The 14,548-nt window shown below is 41.8% G+C and carries 17 protein-coding genes and 1 riboswitch; of the genes, 16 read left to right on the forward strand and 1 reads right to left on the reverse strand.

The window, feature by feature from the left end:
- Positions 1-39 precede the first annotated feature (39 nt).
- The 6 genes from lysA to B9Y89_RS12220 all read left to right on the forward strand — a co-directional run bounded on the left by lysA (position 40) and on the right by B9Y89_RS12220 (position 5,539).
- On the forward strand, positions 40-1,368 hold the full coding sequence (gene lysA, locus B9Y89_RS12195; protein WP_085523492.1) for a diaminopimelate decarboxylase: 1,329 nt from the start codon (positions 40-42) through the stop codon (positions 1,366-1,368).
- A 50-nt stretch (positions 1,369-1,418) separates the two neighbouring features.
- Positions 1,419-1,559, forward strand: a riboswitch (FMN riboswitch).
- Positions 1,560-1,673: 114 nt separating this feature from the next.
- Positions 1,674-2,759 (forward strand): bifunctional diaminohydroxyphosphoribosylaminopyrimidine deaminase/5-amino-6-(5-phosphoribosylamino)uracil reductase RibD, encoded by a 1,086-nt coding sequence (gene ribD, locus B9Y89_RS12200; RefSeq protein WP_254901242.1) that lies wholly within the window; start codon positions 1,674-1,676, stop codon positions 2,757-2,759.
- A 1-nt stretch (position 2,760) separates the two neighbouring features.
- Positions 2,761-3,384 (forward strand): riboflavin synthase, encoded by a 624-nt coding sequence (gene ribE / locus B9Y89_RS12205; protein ID WP_085523493.1) that lies wholly within the window; start codon positions 2,761-2,763, stop codon positions 3,382-3,384.
- Positions 3,377-4,579, forward strand: a complete 1,203-nt coding sequence (locus B9Y89_RS12210) for a bifunctional 3,4-dihydroxy-2-butanone-4-phosphate synthase/GTP cyclohydrolase II (RefSeq protein ID WP_085523494.1) — start codon at positions 3,377-3,379, stop codon at positions 4,577-4,579. The genes ribE and B9Y89_RS12210 overlap by 8 nt, the downstream gene beginning before the upstream one ends.
- Before the next feature lie 12 nt (positions 4,580-4,591).
- The gene (ribH, locus tag B9Y89_RS12215; protein ID WP_085523495.1) at positions 4,592-5,056 is read left to right on the forward strand and encodes a 6,7-dimethyl-8-ribityllumazine synthase; all 465 of its coding nucleotides are present in this window, start codon (positions 4,592-4,594) and stop codon (positions 5,054-5,056) included.
- Positions 5,057-5,167: 111 nt separating this feature from the next.
- A complete protein-coding gene (locus tag B9Y89_RS12220) occupies positions 5,168-5,539 on the forward strand; it encodes a GNAT family N-acetyltransferase (RefSeq protein ID WP_085523496.1) in 372 nt (123 codons plus the stop codon).
- Here the strand turns inward: B9Y89_RS12220 and B9Y89_RS12225 are convergent.
- Positions 5,533-5,934 (reverse strand): DUF309 domain-containing protein, encoded by a 402-nt coding sequence (locus tag B9Y89_RS12225; protein WP_085523497.1) that lies wholly within the window; start codon positions 5,932-5,934, stop codon positions 5,533-5,535. The two genes, B9Y89_RS12220 and B9Y89_RS12225, sit on opposite strands and share 7 nt — an antisense overlap.
- Positions 5,935-6,057: 123 nt before the next feature.
- On the opposite strand from B9Y89_RS12225, the gene B9Y89_RS12230 reads away from it, so the two are divergent.
- The 10 genes from B9Y89_RS12230 (at position 6,058) to ccsB (ending at position 14,545) form a co-directional block, all read left to right on the forward strand.
- Positions 6,058-6,297, forward strand: a complete 240-nt coding sequence (locus tag B9Y89_RS12230) for a hypothetical protein (RefSeq protein WP_085523498.1) — start codon at positions 6,058-6,060, stop codon at positions 6,295-6,297.
- Positions 6,298-6,353: 56 nt separating this feature from the next.
- Positions 6,354-7,169 (forward strand): segregation/condensation protein A, encoded by an 816-nt coding sequence (locus B9Y89_RS12235; protein ID WP_085523499.1) that lies wholly within the window; start codon positions 6,354-6,356, stop codon positions 7,167-7,169.
- Complete coding sequence (scpB, locus tag B9Y89_RS12240) at positions 7,162-7,737, forward strand: SMC-Scp complex subunit ScpB (RefSeq protein ID WP_176222205.1); 576 nt, start codon at positions 7,162-7,164, stop codon at positions 7,735-7,737. The genes B9Y89_RS12235 and scpB overlap by 8 nt, the downstream gene beginning before the upstream one ends.
- Before the next feature lie 173 nt (positions 7,738-7,910).
- Entirely contained in the window at positions 7,911-8,255 is a 345-nt protein-coding gene (locus B9Y89_RS12245) for a hypothetical protein (RefSeq protein WP_085523501.1), read from the forward strand.
- Between the two features lie 127 nt (positions 8,256-8,382).
- Positions 8,383-9,531 (forward strand): D-alanyl-D-alanine carboxypeptidase family protein, encoded by a 1,149-nt coding sequence (locus tag B9Y89_RS12250; RefSeq protein ID WP_254901244.1) that lies wholly within the window; start codon positions 8,383-8,385, stop codon positions 9,529-9,531.
- Positions 9,528-10,121: a nucleoside recognition domain-containing protein gene (locus B9Y89_RS12255; protein WP_085523502.1), complete on the forward strand. Its 594-nt coding sequence runs from the start codon at positions 9,528-9,530 to the stop codon at positions 10,119-10,121. Before B9Y89_RS12250 ends, B9Y89_RS12255 begins: the two co-directional genes overlap by 4 nt.
- 3 nt (positions 10,122-10,124) lie before the next feature.
- Positions 10,125-10,655 (forward strand): spore maturation protein, encoded by a 531-nt coding sequence (locus tag B9Y89_RS12260; protein WP_085523503.1) that lies wholly within the window; start codon positions 10,125-10,127, stop codon positions 10,653-10,655.
- A 189-nt stretch (positions 10,656-10,844) separates the two neighbouring features.
- Entirely contained in the window at positions 10,845-11,564 is a 720-nt protein-coding gene (locus B9Y89_RS12265) for a pseudouridine synthase (RefSeq protein WP_085523504.1), read from the forward strand.
- Positions 11,565-11,693: 129 nt separating this feature from the next.
- On the forward strand, positions 11,694-13,346 hold the full coding sequence (locus B9Y89_RS12270) for a cytochrome c biogenesis protein ResB (protein WP_085523505.1): 1,653 nt from the start codon (positions 11,694-11,696) through the stop codon (positions 13,344-13,346).
- A complete protein-coding gene (ccsB, locus tag B9Y89_RS12275; RefSeq protein WP_085523506.1) occupies positions 13,343-14,545 on the forward strand; it encodes a c-type cytochrome biogenesis protein CcsB in 1,203 nt (400 codons plus the stop codon). Before B9Y89_RS12270 ends, ccsB begins: the two co-directional genes overlap by 4 nt.
- Positions 14,546-14,548 lie beyond the last annotated feature (3 nt).

The raw sequence follows: 14,548 nt of genomic DNA on the forward strand, positions 1-14,548 counted from the left end.
AATTTAGCAGTAAAAAACCAGCATAAAGGAGTACGGATTATGCGTGGGACACAGTCAATCAATCATTTAGGCCATTTAACAATCGGTGGTGTCGATACCACATGGTTGGCTCAATCATTCGGCACCCCTCTTTATGTATATGATGTTGCGTTAATGAAACAGAATGTTAACTTAATGAAACAAGCTTTTGAGGAGTTCCCCGTCCAATGGCAAATAGCTTATGCGAGTAAAGCATTTTCATCAGTGGCGATGTACCAACTCGTTGATCAATTAGGTCTAGCGCTGGATGTTGTGTCGGGCGGTGAGCTATATACAGCTATCCAAGCAGGATTAGATCCGAAACACATCCATTTTCATGGCAATAATAAAAGCGAACAGGAGTTGTCATTTGCGCTTGATCAGGGTATCGGTACAATTATTGTTGACAACGATTTTGAGTTAGATATGTTATCAGAATTAACCGTGGCTAGGCAGCAATCCGTTGACGTGTTATTCCGCATAACACCAGGGGTTGAAGCACATACGCATGAATATATCACGACGGGGCAGGAAGATTCGAAATTCGGATTCAATGTCAATGATCAGACGATTGAGAACGCTGTCCGGCTGGCCCAGAGTCATTCATTAATGAATTTAAAAGGACTGCATTGGCATATTGGGTCGCAAATTTTTGAATCGATGGGCTTTGTTACAGCGATAAAAAATATGTTTGGACATATCAAAGCTTGGCGGGATCGTTTAGGTTTTACACCTGAAATTCTCAATGTCGGCGGAGGATTTGGTATACAATATACAAAGGAAGACGATCCAATACCCCTAGATACTCATATTCGTGAAATTGTCCAACAAATACAACAAGCAAGTGAACAACTTAAAATGCCAGTTCCTGAAGTATGGGTGGAACCGGGGCGGGCACTCGTTGGTGAAGCTGGAACAACGCTTTATACAGCAGGTGCCAAGAAGCATGTACCGGGGATCCGAACTTATTTGTCAGTTGACGGTGGTATGACGGATAATTTGCGTCCAGCTCTGTATCAATCAAAGTACGAAGCGATGAATGCATCGAAGGCAGATATTAAGGCAGACCAAACCGTGTCTTTGGCAGGCAAGTGTTGCGAATCCGGCGATATGCTGATTTGGGATGCTTGTTTACCTGAAACATTACCTGGTGATTTAATTGCTGTCTTTTGTACAGGGGCCTATGGCTATTCGATGGCGAACAATTATAACCGATTGCCGCGTCCTGCCGTTGTGTTCGTTGAAAATGGTGATGCCCAGTTGGTGGTTAGACGGGAAACTTATGCTGATCTTGTTCGACATGATCTGGATTATACTTTGTCGCTTTCAGGTGTGGGTAATAAAAGCTAATGATTAGACAAGTTGATGATTGAGCTATTATACTAAATACAGTTGAATAAGGAGACCTTCGGGGCAGGGTGTAATTCCCGACCGGCGGTAGTGAAATGAACGATGTGTTTCTAAGTCCGCGACGCGCAAATGCGCTTGATCTGGTGAGATTCCAGAACCGACAGTGAAAGTCTGGATGGGAGAAGGTTAACAACAACCTAATGGGACTGTCTTTATGTCCTAATTGGGTTGATTGGTATAGTAGATAGTCCCGGAGAAGCTTTGCTTTTTCGGGGCTTTTTAATATGGATTGAGGTGAGAAACATTTGTCTGATGAACACTATATGTCACTGGCTTTAACATTAGCCGAACAGATGCAAGGACAAACGAATCCTAATCCGGTTGTTGGAGCAGTAGTTGTTCGCGCTGGGTCAATTGTCGGATTGGGTGCCCATTTACAAGCAGGCGGCCCACATGCGGAAGTTCATGCCCTAACAATGGCCGGCAAACAAGCTGAAGGTGCCACCATATATGTGACCCTTGAACCTTGTAATCATTATGGGCGAACACCGCCTTGTACGGATCTCATCATTAAATCAGGCATTAAAAGAGCGGTCATCGCCACCATTGACCCTCATTCTAAAGTGAGTGGAAGCGGGATTACGAAACTAAGAAACCATGGCATTGATGTTACTGTCGGGGTCATGGAAAAGGAAGCCCAAGACGCTAATAAAATATTTTTTCACTATATCGGTCAACAACGCCCCTATGTTACCGCAAAGATGGCGCAGAGTATTGATGGCAAAGTCGCTACAAAGACAGGGGCAAGTCAATGGATAACATCGAAACAAGCTCGTGATGATGGCCACTTACTTAGACGAGACCATGACGCAATCTTGGTGGGCATTGGTACGGTTCTTAAGGATGACCCAACCCTGACCAACCGATCGTCTCTAGGGGGCAAACATCCAACGAGAATCATTCTTGACCGCGAGTTACGTATCCCCTTGAATGCAAAGGTTGTGGCAGACAGAAAAGCGGATACTTGGATTTTTACAACCGAATATGCTGATCAAGACAAATGGGCGTCCTTATCGAATGATGAACATATCAAAGTCATTGATACAAAGGCAGGTACGATCGATGAGGTTTTAGAGACGCTGGCATCTGCTGAGATCACATCACTCTTAGTTGAAGGAGGCCCGACAATTATGGGACAGTTCTTACAAGGAGGGCATGTTCAGGAGCTAATTGTGTATACCGCACCGAAAATCATTGGTGGACAAGCTGCTTATACATCGGTGGCAGGAGAAGGCATTGACTTATTGGACAACGTCCAAACATTCAATCATATTCATACAGAATCCATAGGAACAGACACTAAAATGATTTATAGACAAGAAGGGATCTAAGATGTTTACAGGTATTGTCGAAGAAATGGGCATTATAAAAAAGGTGGAACAAAGCGGAAATGCGATTGATATGAGTATTAAGGCAGAAGCAGTCATGACTGATCTCCAGTTAGGTGATAGTGTTGCTGTTAATGGTGTATGTGTGACTGTTAAGGCGTTGCTGGATGATGGTTTTTCCGTCGATTTGATGCCGGAAACTGTGCAAACGACCTCTCTCAGAGACTCGAGCCCAGGATCACGAGTGAATTTGGAACGGGCATTAGCCGCTCAGGATCGATTCGGAGGCCATTTTGTTACCGGTCATGTCGATGGAACAGGAATGATAAGCAAAATAACCCCCGTTGACAATGCGGTGTATATGGATTTGCGCATTCCGTCCGAATTAAGTGATGAGCTCGTAAGTAAAGGATCCATTACGGTTGATGGTGTGAGTTTAACCGTGTTTGGGGTTACGAATGATGAAGTGACAATTTCACTGATCCCGCATACGCAAGAAAATACTATTTTTGCCGACAAAACCGTCGATGATACGGTCAATATTGAAACAGATATATTGGGGAAATATATCAAAAAGGCAACTCAGCCCTATACTTCGTTTTCTAGAGGAGATGAAGCAGATGTTTAATCACGTCGAAGCGGCGATCGATGATCTTAAAAAAGGGCAAGTCGTCATCGTATGTGACGATGAAGATCGAGAAAATGAAGGGGACTTTGTGGCCATTTCTGAATTAGCGACACCAGAGACGATTAATTTTATGATTCGACATGGACGAGGTTTAGTTTGCGCACCATTATCGGAACAAAAAGCAGCGGACTTGGAACTTACTCCCATGGTGGGTCATAATTCAGATCCTCAAGGAACAGCATTTACTGTTAGTGTCGATGCGACCGACTCAACGACGGGCATTTCCGCAAGTGAACGGGCAACGACGGTGAATCAATTAGCGAAAAAAGATGCCAAACCTGCTGATTTTCATAAACCGGGCCATATCTTTCCGTTAATAGCTAAACCGGGCGGTGTGTTAAGACGCGCAGGACATACGGAAGCAGCCGTTGATTTAGCCAGACTTTCGGGCCACGAACCAGCTGGTGTCATCTGTGAAATTATTAACGAAGATGGTACCATGGCACGAGTCCCTGACTTAAAGGTGATAGCCGATCAATATGACATCAAAATGATGACGATTCAAGATTTAATTGCTTATCGACGCGAAAAAGAAAAATTGGTTAACCGGGAGGTGAGTGTACAGTTACCGACTGATTTCGGTCAGTTTAGTGCTGTTGGCTATACGAACCAACTGGATGAAAAGGAGCATGTGGCTTTAATTAAAGGAGATATACAACCAGATGAACCTGTCTTGGTTCGAGTTCACTCCGAATGTCTTACAGGGGATGTTTTTGGTTCTCATCGTTGTGATTGCGGTCCGCAACTCCATGCTGCTCTTAATCAAATTGAAGCAGAGGGTAAGGGGGTTCTTTTGTACATGAGACAAGAAGGCCGAGGAATTGGTCTCATGAACAAGTTGAAAGCATATAAGTTGCAGGAACAAGGCTATGATACGGTTGAAGCCAATGAAGCTTTAGGATTTCAAGCTGATTTGCGGGATTATGGTATCGGTGCTCAGATATTGCGGGATTTAGGGATCCAACAAATGCGGTTATTAACCAATAATCCCCGTAAAATAACCGGTATCAAAGGCTATGGTTTAAAAGTGGTCGATCGGGTTCCCTTGCAAATACCACCAAGAGCTGAGAATCAGCGATATATGCAAACGAAATCAGAGAAATTAGGACATTTGTTACATTCTGATAAATTATAGGAGGAGAAGGATATGACCCAAGTGTTTGAAGGAGAACTCCAAGGAAAAGGGCTAAAGATTGGCATTGTAGTCGCTCGATTTAATGATTTCATTACAGAAAAGCTTCTGAATGGTTCGCAGGCAGGGTTACAACAGCTAGGTGTTGAGTCAGAGGCTATTGAAGTCATTTGGGTACCAGGCGCATTTGAAATCCCGTTTGCCGCTAAGAGGTTAGCGCAATCCAAACGCTATGATGCTGTTATCACTGTTGGCTGTGTCATCAGGGGGGCAACACCTCACTTCGATTACGTTTGTCGTGAAACAGCTTCGGGCATTTCACGAGCGGCTTCAGAAACAGGCATTCCGGTAATTTTTGGCGTTGTTACCACCGATACCATTGAACAAGCGATTGAAAGAGCTGGTACAAAAGCAGGAAATAAAGGGTATGACGCTGCTTTTTCAGCTGTTGAAATGGCAAATTTGAATCAAAAACTTTGAGTTCACACATGCACTTTTTATTGATTTTTGGTTATAATATAGCAAAATGCATTTAAACACGTTATGATAGTATGTGTTACAAACTAACTCAGGTATATTGAGGGGTTTATTATGCTAATTCGCTATAAACGGACTTATGAAAAGATTGCAATGGGTTTGCTATCTTTTGTGCCGTCCGAAAAAGATCTGAAACAATTACAAAGCACGATGAAATTATATGAAGAAAATGAAGCATGGCAGCTGTTTCTTTGGAAAGAAGAAGATATCATCGGGATTCTCGGTGTTAAAGTTGATGATGAAACAGAAACAGCTGAACTTCATCATGTGAGTGTGAGTCCATCACATCGCGGCCAAGGCATCGGTCGTAAAATGGTTTGTGCATTACAAGAGCTATTTGCCGAGCGCTATCATGTTGCTCCGACAAAACAAACCGAGGATTTTTATGATAAATGTGAAACGGAAAATCAAGTAGAGGATTACTGACGGTTTTTAGTGGCCTGTTGATAATATAATCGGATAAGGGCCAGATCGGCAACAGGTAATGTTATATCTTGATAAGGATCACCTTTGTCAATGCGCTCTTTAAGTTGATACAATAAATGAATCACTTGGTCGTCTTCTAGCCCTAATCGTCGCAGTGCCTGGCGGTTAGGGCTTAAATTATTAATCGCCTTACGAATCATTTTTTGGGCGCCAATTAAATTTCCTTGGCGGTAGTGGTATAAGGTCACAGCTACTTGAATCAGACCAACCCAGTGAATGTCCCGGTAGCCTTTGGGCTTCTGTTTCCATTCCGTTTCCAAAACTTCGTGGCATTCGAAATAATCCCTGCGACATTGAAATAAATATAAAAATTCGATGTAGCGGTGTGGATACACTGACGATTCCTCCTACAGTCACAATTCCACTCTTGACTATGACATTCATCTAGACAATTTATAAGGTTTAAGCATAGTTTAACATAGAATAAATGTCTATTCTTTACTGAGGTGGGATGTGTGATGGGGAACGATTATTATTCAATTTGTTCAAAGGCGGTGGGCCAGGCAGTGCAATTTGAAACAACGGATGGAGCAAGTTATCAAGGACTGGTGACCCGGGTTGATCATAACTATATAGAATTGCAGACATTTGAAGCTATCGAACGCGAACTGAAGTTGCTAGTGAAACCCAAACAACATGTCATGACCGTACCATTAGCCGGCATTGTTTCTCTTAATTTTTTGACGCTTAAATGGTGAGGGCCTTCATTGTTCAGCATTCGTTTTGGACACCGAGATGAACTTTTAACAAAAAAATGAGCTTATGCTATAATACTGTCAGTTTTAGTAGGTGTGATAAATTGGAGTATAAAGTTAAAATTAATGCCTTTGAAGGGCCGCTGGACTTGCTCTTACATTTAATAAAAAAGTTGGAAATTGATATCTATGATATTCCAGTAGCGACCATTACTGAGCAATATTTAGAGTATATTCATCAAATGCAAGAACTCCATTTGGATGTGGCTAGTGAGTATCTTGTGATGGCTGCGACGCTGGTTGAATTGAAGAGCCGCATGTTGCTACCCCAACAAGAAGAGCTTGAAGAAGAGGCTTTAGAGGATGAATACGCTGTCGAAGAAGAAGATCCCCGTGCAGAACTCATGCGCCGGTTATTGGATTATAAACGATATAAAAAAGTGGCTGAGGCACTGCAAGATAAGGAAGTTAGTCAAAGCCATGTATATGTGAAGCCACCGAGTGACTTAAGTGAGTTTCAGCATGACACCGATATGAAACCACAAGTGACCAATGTCTCCCTTTATGATATGATCTCATCGCTGCAGCATTTGTTTCGGAGACGAAAGCTTGAAGCACCGTTACAAACGAAAGTTGAAAAGCAAGATCTGCCGATTGGGACACGGATGAAAGAAGTTATCCGGACATTAAGCATACTTCAGGAGCCTCAGCCATTTGCCGTGCTGTTTCCTTATCCAAGCCGTTCGCATATGGTTGTGACATTTTTATCTCTTTTGGAATTGATGAAGGAGGGGCAAATTACCTGCACACAAAAAAATAATTTTTCCGACATTATGGTACAGTTGACCGAAGGAGAAGACGTTGCCTATGAATAATGAGAAACTGGCAGCATTAGAAGCCATGCTTTATTTGGCCGGCAATGATGGATTGACAGAGCAACAAATTCAGACAGCCTTAGCTGAAGATGATGTTGAGCACGTCATTCAAGCATTCAATGATTTATTAAACCGTGATGATCGTGGTTTGGAACTTCAAGAAATTGCCGGGACTTATCAATTAATCACGAAAACGCAACTTTCCCCTTACATAGAAAAGATGGTACAGGCCCCGCGGCCGTCAACATTGTCACAGGCCGCATTAGAAACATTAGCTATTATCGCTTATAACCAACCGATTTCCCGGGCGGAAGTGGAAGAAATTCGAGGTGTCAAAAGTGAGAAAGCCATTCATACGTTAGTTTCCCGTGACTTGGTTAAGGAAGTCGGGCGTGCAGAAGGAACAGGACGTGCGATATTATACGGGGTAACGGATGAGTTCTTAACTTATTTTGGGCTAAGATCGCTTGACGACTTACCGCCGATGCCCTCAGATGAGACGTTGGATAATGAACATGATTCTGATTTGTTTTTTGAAAAATTCCAGCAAACAATTGATGATTTATAAGCCATCACTTCTGAATAGTTGCTTCCCGGCCTTTTTTGGCCGGGTTTTTGTGTGTGTATGCATTGATGTCATAGCTAGATATGACCATCATACTTATAAAAAAGGATAAGTTGCTTCAAGTGTATGGCGTGTTCACAGAGGGAAAGAGGATAATAAGAAGGGGGACAAGTATAATGGTACAAATGATTAATAATTGGAATAATTATCTGTTCACGGATCTTGACAGGTTCATGGAAACGTATATGAGGCTTGTTAAAACATTGATTATTTTCAGTCCGCTATTCACGGTGTTTCCTGTATTCTTTATTGGTTCGGCATTGGCTTACTGGTCAGCGTGGAGCCTTTTCACGATGATACTTAGTCTGATTTTAACAATACCTTGGATGATAACACCATTCTTATTAGCTATGAGAATAGCGCGGGATAATCGACGTTTTGTCATTTACTGGGCGATAGCCAGTGGTATTGGGATAACAATCTGGTCAATTTTACTGGTTCAAGGGCAACTATTGATCTAAAAGAATAATGAAAAAAACACCCAATCGATTCATAAACAAGCCGTCTCTGCATAGACTTGTACAAATACTGTATTAAGAATTAAGTAGGAGAGCCTAAATGAGGTTTGACCAAGGGACGGGATGAATCGTGAGCAAAAAAGTTTTATTGATTGTATTGATCATGCTATTGGTTATATCGAGCACCCCTATTGAAGTTTCTGCGAACAAAGGGAACAAGAATATAAGCGTGTCAGGACGAGCGGCGATCTTAATGGATCAAACCTCGGGCCGGGTTCTTTTTTCTAAAAATATACATAAACAAATGAGGATTGCAAGTATTACCAAAGTCATGACAGCAATCTTGGCGATTGAATCAGGCAAAATGGATGAGATGGTTAAGGTTAGTGATAACGCGTACGGGACCGAGGGATCATCTCTCTATCTGAAAAAGGGTGAGAAAATTAAGCTCAAGGATCTTGTTTACGGTTTGATGCTAAAATCAGGAAATGATGCGGCCGTGGCGATAGCTGAAAAAGTCGGTGGTAGTGTCCAAGGTTTTGTTCACTTAATGAATAAAAAGGCGCGGGAATTAGGAATGTTCGACTCACACTTCGCTAATCCCAATGGTTTAGACACTCAAGAAGATCACTACTCAACTGCCTATGATATGGCCATTTTAACAAAGTATGCAATGTCCAATAAAACGTTTCGAAGGATTTTTAAAACGAAACATTATAAGGCGCCTAACCCGAATGATAAATGGGATCGGAGCTGGAAGAATAAGAACAAGCTATTGTTCAATTATGACTATTCTACAGGGGGGAAGACGGGGTATACCAAAAGAGCCGGAAGAACATTGATATCGACAGCGACAAAAGATGATATGGACCTTGTGGTCGTTACACTCGATGACGGCAATGACTGGGAAGATCACAGAAATCTGTTTAACTGGGGCTTTAAGACCTATGATATGGTTACGATTGTAGAAAAGGGTAAGATTTCAGGCATTGAGAAACAAGCTTATAAAGACCGTCTCTATACGCATAGATCGTTGGTTTATCCGTTAACCGATAAAGAAAACGAGAACCTTTCCACTCATCTAAAGTTATATAAATTTGATGAGGCGTCGAAATGGCCGGAACACGAACCAATTGGTTATCTTAATGTAGAGAGTGGTGATGAAGCACTTACGCGTATGCCGTTATTTATGGAACAAGTGGAACAGGATGAAAGCGGCGGATTTTGGTCTTTGTTTAAAAAGCTATTTACCAGCAGCTTAGGATGGATAGGGTCATGATTAATCTAATATGGATCAGCCTGTTTTTAATAGGGATCAGCTATGCTGCCGTTCATGGTACTATGGATGAAGTCAATCAAGCGATCTTCACTTCGGCTGACGAAGCCGTAACAATCTGTATCGGTTTAGTGAGTATTCTTGTGTTTTGGCTAGGTCTTATGAAGATCGCAGAACAGTCGGGCCTGTTAGAGAGACTAGCCAAATTATTCAAACCGATAATAAAACGATTGTTTCCGGATGTCCCCGAGGACCATCCCGCAATGGGCTATATTTTATCAAACACGGTCGCGAATATCTTTGGCCTCGGTAATGCTGCAACGCCTATGGGGATCAAGGCGATGGAACAACTCAAACAATTAAACGATGGGCGTCCGGAAGCGAGCCGTTCAATGATTACCCTACTTGCATTGAACACATCTAGTTTAACGATTATACCTACAACGATTATTGCGATTAGGATGAAATTTGAATCCGTTCATCCTACAGAAATTGTAGGAACAACGATAGCGGCAACGGCTTGCTCAACAGCCGCAGCGATTATGATTGATCGTATTTTCTATTACCGGCGGAAGCGAAAAGGAAGGGAATAGCCCATGAGTCTTATTACGACGATTTCAGTCTGGATTGTTCCTGTTCTTATCGGCGTTGTGTTGCTCTATGGTACATTAAAAAAAGTACCTACTTATGAAACGTTTGTCGAAGGTGGAAAAGAAGGCTTTAATATAGCGGTTTCGATTATTCCTTATTTGTTAGGGATGCTCGTGGCCATTTCTGTTTTCCGTGCATCAGGTGCAATGGATTTTGTTATTCAATGCATCAAACCTGTCTTAAATATCGTCGGTGTTCCGGCGGAGATTGTCCCATTGGCCGTGATTCGCCCCATATCAGGTAACGGCGCCCTTGCCATGGTGTCAGATATTTTGGAAACATATGGGCCGGATTCATTTATCGGACGTCTGGCGTCAACCTTACAAGGCAGTACCGACACGACCCTATACGTTATTACGGTTTACTTCGGTGCTGTCGGTGTTAAAAGAATTGGCGATTCATTAAAAGTCGGATTATTGGCTGACCTTGCCGGTGCTATTGCGGCGATTGCAATTGTGACATGGGTGTTTAGTTAAGCATTATCGACTAAGGTTAAAACGCCCTTCAACGCCGGTGCTAGGCGTCATAACCACCTGAATGATTCGGGTGGTTTTTTTAGTGGGAGCAATCTAAGGAATGGGGGCGTAACTTTTCGTTAACAATGATTGATACTGATACTTGAGAAAAGTGACCCCTAAGAGTATGATGGACGGTGAGGTGAGACCATGGAACGCTTGCAAAAAATGATTGCGAAAGCAGGAATTGCATCAAGACGAAAAGCTGAACAACTAATTACAGATGGACAGGTCACTGTCAATGGTAGGACCGTGACTGAATTAGGTACAAAGGTCGCCGAAACAGATAAAATCGAAGTGAATGGCGTCCCAGTTGAAAAGGAAGAACCGGTGTATTTGCTTTTCTATAAACCAACAAGTGTGATTTCCAGTGTAAAAGATGATCGGGATCGAAAAGTTGTGACCGACTATCTTCCTGAGATTGACGAACGCGTCTTCCCGATTGGTCGATTAGATTACGATACATCAGGGGTATTATTGTTAACAAATGACGGTGATTTTGCTAATAAGATGATGCATCCAAGCTATAAGGTAGAAAAAGAGTATATTGCTAAAATTAAAGGCATTCCGTCAAAAGAAGACATTCGTAAATTACAGAAAGGTGTTAAATTGGAGGATGGGGTCACGGCGCCTGCTAAGGTTAAACTGCTGTCATCAGATAAGCAAAAACAGACTGCAATCATCCAGATCATCATTGCAGAAGGAAAAAACCGTCAAGTTCGGCGGATGTTTGCGGTGCTGGGCTATGACGTTATCAAATTAAAACGCGAACGCTATGGGTCATTGACTCTAGGATCACTTAATGCTGGTGATTACCGAATGTTAAAGCCTTATGAAATCAAGCAACTTTACCAACTAGCTGTCACATAAGTGTCATAAATCGATGATTCCAATGGATGGTTTTTAACGTTATAGTAGAATTGGTTGCTTTGTATGTAAACGATGATACATAAATGTGGAATTGATAAAGTCCCGTAGTAGTATTAGAGGTGTTAACAAATGAGTCAGACAATCCATTGTGAATGCGGGCATCGGAATCCTGAGGGGACGATTTTGTGTGAGGCTTGCGGGAAACCGCTAGATGACTCACAAACAAAACAATTACTAACGATGCGATATGAAGGTAGCGCGCGACGATCGCAAACTTATAAGAAAACGATCATTGATAAAGTATGGAATACATTTTCGTCTGTAAAAGTTGGTATTACTTTAATCCTTCTTATTCTAGTTGCGATTGCGATTGGGACGATTTTGCCGCAATTACAATATACGCCAGCCACTGAAAATACCGCTTTACAATACTATCAAGAGCAATATGGATCTGTCGGAAAAGTCTACGTCAAACTTGGTTTTCATGAATTGTACAAATCTTGGTGGTTTGCCACATTATTAGGGTTGCTTGGTACCTCTTTAATTATTGCTAGTATTGATCGCTTCGTTCCGCTAAGGAGAGCACTTAAAAATCAGAGTGTAACCCGGCATGAGCGATTCATTAAACGCCAGCGTGTCATCAGTCAGACGATGGTTGATTCCGATGAACAGCGAGAGGCGATTTCGAATAAAGTTAAGGCGGCCTTAAAGAACAAAAGATATAAGATAACGGAACATAATGGCGATTTGTTAGCAGAAAAAGGGAGATTTTCGAGATGGGGACCTTATGTTAATCATATTGGTCTGATATTGATTTTAATATCCGGCATGCTTCTGCTATTTCCGGGCGTCTATGTCAATCAATCAATGTGGGTCCGCGAAGGGGAACAAGTCGCCGTTCCCGCGACGGATCACCAATATTATATTAGGAACCATAAATTTATCGTAGAAAACTATGATAAGAATAATGAGACATATCAGGAAGCGATTCAGAAAAATGGCGGTGTCGTTAAAAATTATCAAACGAACGTCAGTCTCTATAAGCAAGAAGGGAACTATGTGTTAGGATCAGAGCCTGAACTGTCAAAAGTTAAGGATGATGATATTAAGGTTAATCACCCGCTTGAGTTTGGCAATTATAAAGTTTATCAGCAATCCTATCAATTTCCTTTATATAAGATGTCCTTTAAAATGGTCAACCCTGATTCGGGTAAAGCCCATGGTCAGTTCACTGTTAATTTGGACGAGCCTGAATCTGTTTATCAGCTGAAGGATGGTTACAAGGTCAAAGTTATTAAGTATTTCCCGGATTTTTACTGGAATCAGAACGATGAACCTGCAACCCGATCACCGGTGCCTAATAATCCGGCATTTATTTTTAAACTTTTTGCTCCCGATAAGCCTAAGGGTGAAGTTAATTTTATCGGGATAAAGAAAAACTATGACGTTTTCGGTGATAATAAATATTCCATTCAGTTTGTCAATGCCGATACCAAACCCATGTCCGGTTTAGTTGTCCATAAGAATTTGGCTCTTCCACTTGCCTTTGTGGGCGCGATTATATTTTTAATGGGCGTTGCTCAAGGCATGTATTGGAACCATCGCCGAATTTGGCTCCAACATAAAAATGGTCAAGTATGGTTAGCTGCCTTAACGAACAAAAATTGGATGAGCATCAAAAAAGATATAAACGATGTTACCTCAGAAGCTGACTTAAATCCACCGGTTGATCGGTTAGATGATCAAGAATCAACTGAGGAAGAAAGGGGGAGCGGGACATGACTCTCGTAGAAAGCAGCAGCATCTTGTTACTCATATCATTTATTTTATATACGATTGGAACGATTGTTTTTACTGTTGCAGTGACTGGGAAAAATTTTAAGAAAAAAGGGCAAACAACGCCTGCTGATCGATTAGGGCGGCGCGGTTATATTATAACAATCATTGGTTTTCTTACACAGGTTGGTTTTTTTGTCCTTCGGTGGATTGCTAGTCATCACATTCCTGTCAGTAATTTATTTGAATTTGTGACGTTCTTCTCAATGACGCTTATTCTTGGTTTTATTATCATTTATGGTATGTACAAAAATAACAGTCTTGGTGTGATTGCTTTACCGATTGCTGTGATTATTATTGCTTATGCCAGTGTCTTTCCATCCGAAGTTCAACCACTTATTCCGGCCTTGCAGAGCTATTGGTTATATATTCATGTGACCACAGTGGCGCTTGGTGAAGGCATCTTATCTGTGAGTTTTATTGCAGGATTAATTTATCTCATCCGGGTGATTGATCAAAGTCACCGGTCAAAGAAAACTTTCTGGCTGGAATTTATTATGTATACGATTCTGTGTACTTTAGCTTTTGTTATTATTTCCTTTACCTTTAAGCAAATGAATTATGATGTGGCATTTAATTGGGTTAATGAAAAAGATGTTCAAGCTGAACTTCACTATCATATGCCAGCTATCGCTGGACCCGATGGGGGAGAGATGATTGATGAAGGATTCGGGCCGCTATTTGAAGCGCCGTCATGGATGAATGGTGCCAATGCGCCGAGGAAACTCAATACAATGCTTTGGTCCATTCTAGGGGGCTTGGTCTTGTATGGATTATTGCGCCTTGCTATTCGACAGCGTTTAAGCCGGCCGCTGAATCGTTTGTTAAGTCAAGTTAATGCACCATTAATGGATGAAATCAGCTATCGAGCCATTGCGATAGGATTCCCCGTATTTTCATTAGGTGGTCTATTGTTTGCAGCGATTTGGGCTCAAGAAGCTTGGGGACGCTTTTGGGGTTGGGATCCTAAAGAAGTATGGGCCTTAATCACGTTCTTGTTTTATGCTGCATATTTGCACTTCCGTCTATCACGAGGTTGGAGTGGTGAGAAAGCGGCATGGCTCAGCGTTATAGGTTTCGTCGTTATCATGTTCAATCTCGTGTTTGTGAATCTAGTTATTGCTGGACTTCACTCTTATGCTTAAAAA

It is taken from the genome of Tuberibacillus sp. Marseille-P3662, from assembly GCF_900178005.1.
GTDB lineage: Bacteria > Bacillota > Bacilli > Bacillales > Sporolactobacillaceae > Marseille-P3662.

What these genes read in the sequence shown, in the direction of transcription:
- lysA (WP_085523492.1), top strand. Translation starts at nt 40, where the DNA reads ATGCGTGGGACACAGTCAATCAATCATTTAGGCCATTTAACAATCGGT.
- ribE (WP_085523493.1), top strand. Translation starts at nt 2,761, where the DNA reads ATGTTTACAGGTATTGTCGAAGAAATGGGCATTATAAAAAAGGTGGAA.
- B9Y89_RS12210 (WP_085523494.1), top strand. Translation starts at nt 3,377, where the DNA reads ATGTTTAATCACGTCGAAGCGGCGATCGATGATCTTAAAAAAGGGCAA.
- ribH (WP_085523495.1), top strand. Translation starts at nt 4,592, where the DNA reads ATGACCCAAGTGTTTGAAGGAGAACTCCAAGGAAAAGGGCTAAAGATT.
- B9Y89_RS12220 (WP_085523496.1), top strand. Translation starts at nt 5,168, where the DNA reads ATGCTAATTCGCTATAAACGGACTTATGAAAAGATTGCAATGGGTTTG.
- B9Y89_RS12230 (WP_085523498.1), top strand. Translation starts at nt 6,058, where the DNA reads ATGGGGAACGATTATTATTCAATTTGTTCAAAGGCGGTGGGCCAGGCA.
- B9Y89_RS12235 (WP_085523499.1), top strand. Translation starts at nt 6,354, where the DNA reads ATGAGCTTATGCTATAATACTGTCAGTTTTAGTAGGTGTGATAAATTG.
- scpB (WP_176222205.1), top strand. Translation starts at nt 7,162, where the DNA reads ATGAATAATGAGAAACTGGCAGCATTAGAAGCCATGCTTTATTTGGCC.
- B9Y89_RS12245 (WP_085523501.1), top strand. Translation starts at nt 7,911, where the DNA reads ATGGTACAAATGATTAATAATTGGAATAATTATCTGTTCACGGATCTT.
- B9Y89_RS12255 (WP_085523502.1), top strand. Translation starts at nt 9,528, where the DNA reads ATGATTAATCTAATATGGATCAGCCTGTTTTTAATAGGGATCAGCTAT.
- B9Y89_RS12260 (WP_085523503.1), top strand. Translation starts at nt 10,125, where the DNA reads ATGAGTCTTATTACGACGATTTCAGTCTGGATTGTTCCTGTTCTTATC.
- B9Y89_RS12265 (WP_085523504.1), top strand. Translation starts at nt 10,845, where the DNA reads ATGGAACGCTTGCAAAAAATGATTGCGAAAGCAGGAATTGCATCAAGA.
- B9Y89_RS12270 (WP_085523505.1), top strand. Translation starts at nt 11,694, where the DNA reads ATGAGTCAGACAATCCATTGTGAATGCGGGCATCGGAATCCTGAGGGG.
- ccsB (WP_085523506.1), top strand. Translation starts at nt 13,343, where the DNA reads ATGACTCTCGTAGAAAGCAGCAGCATCTTGTTACTCATATCATTTATT.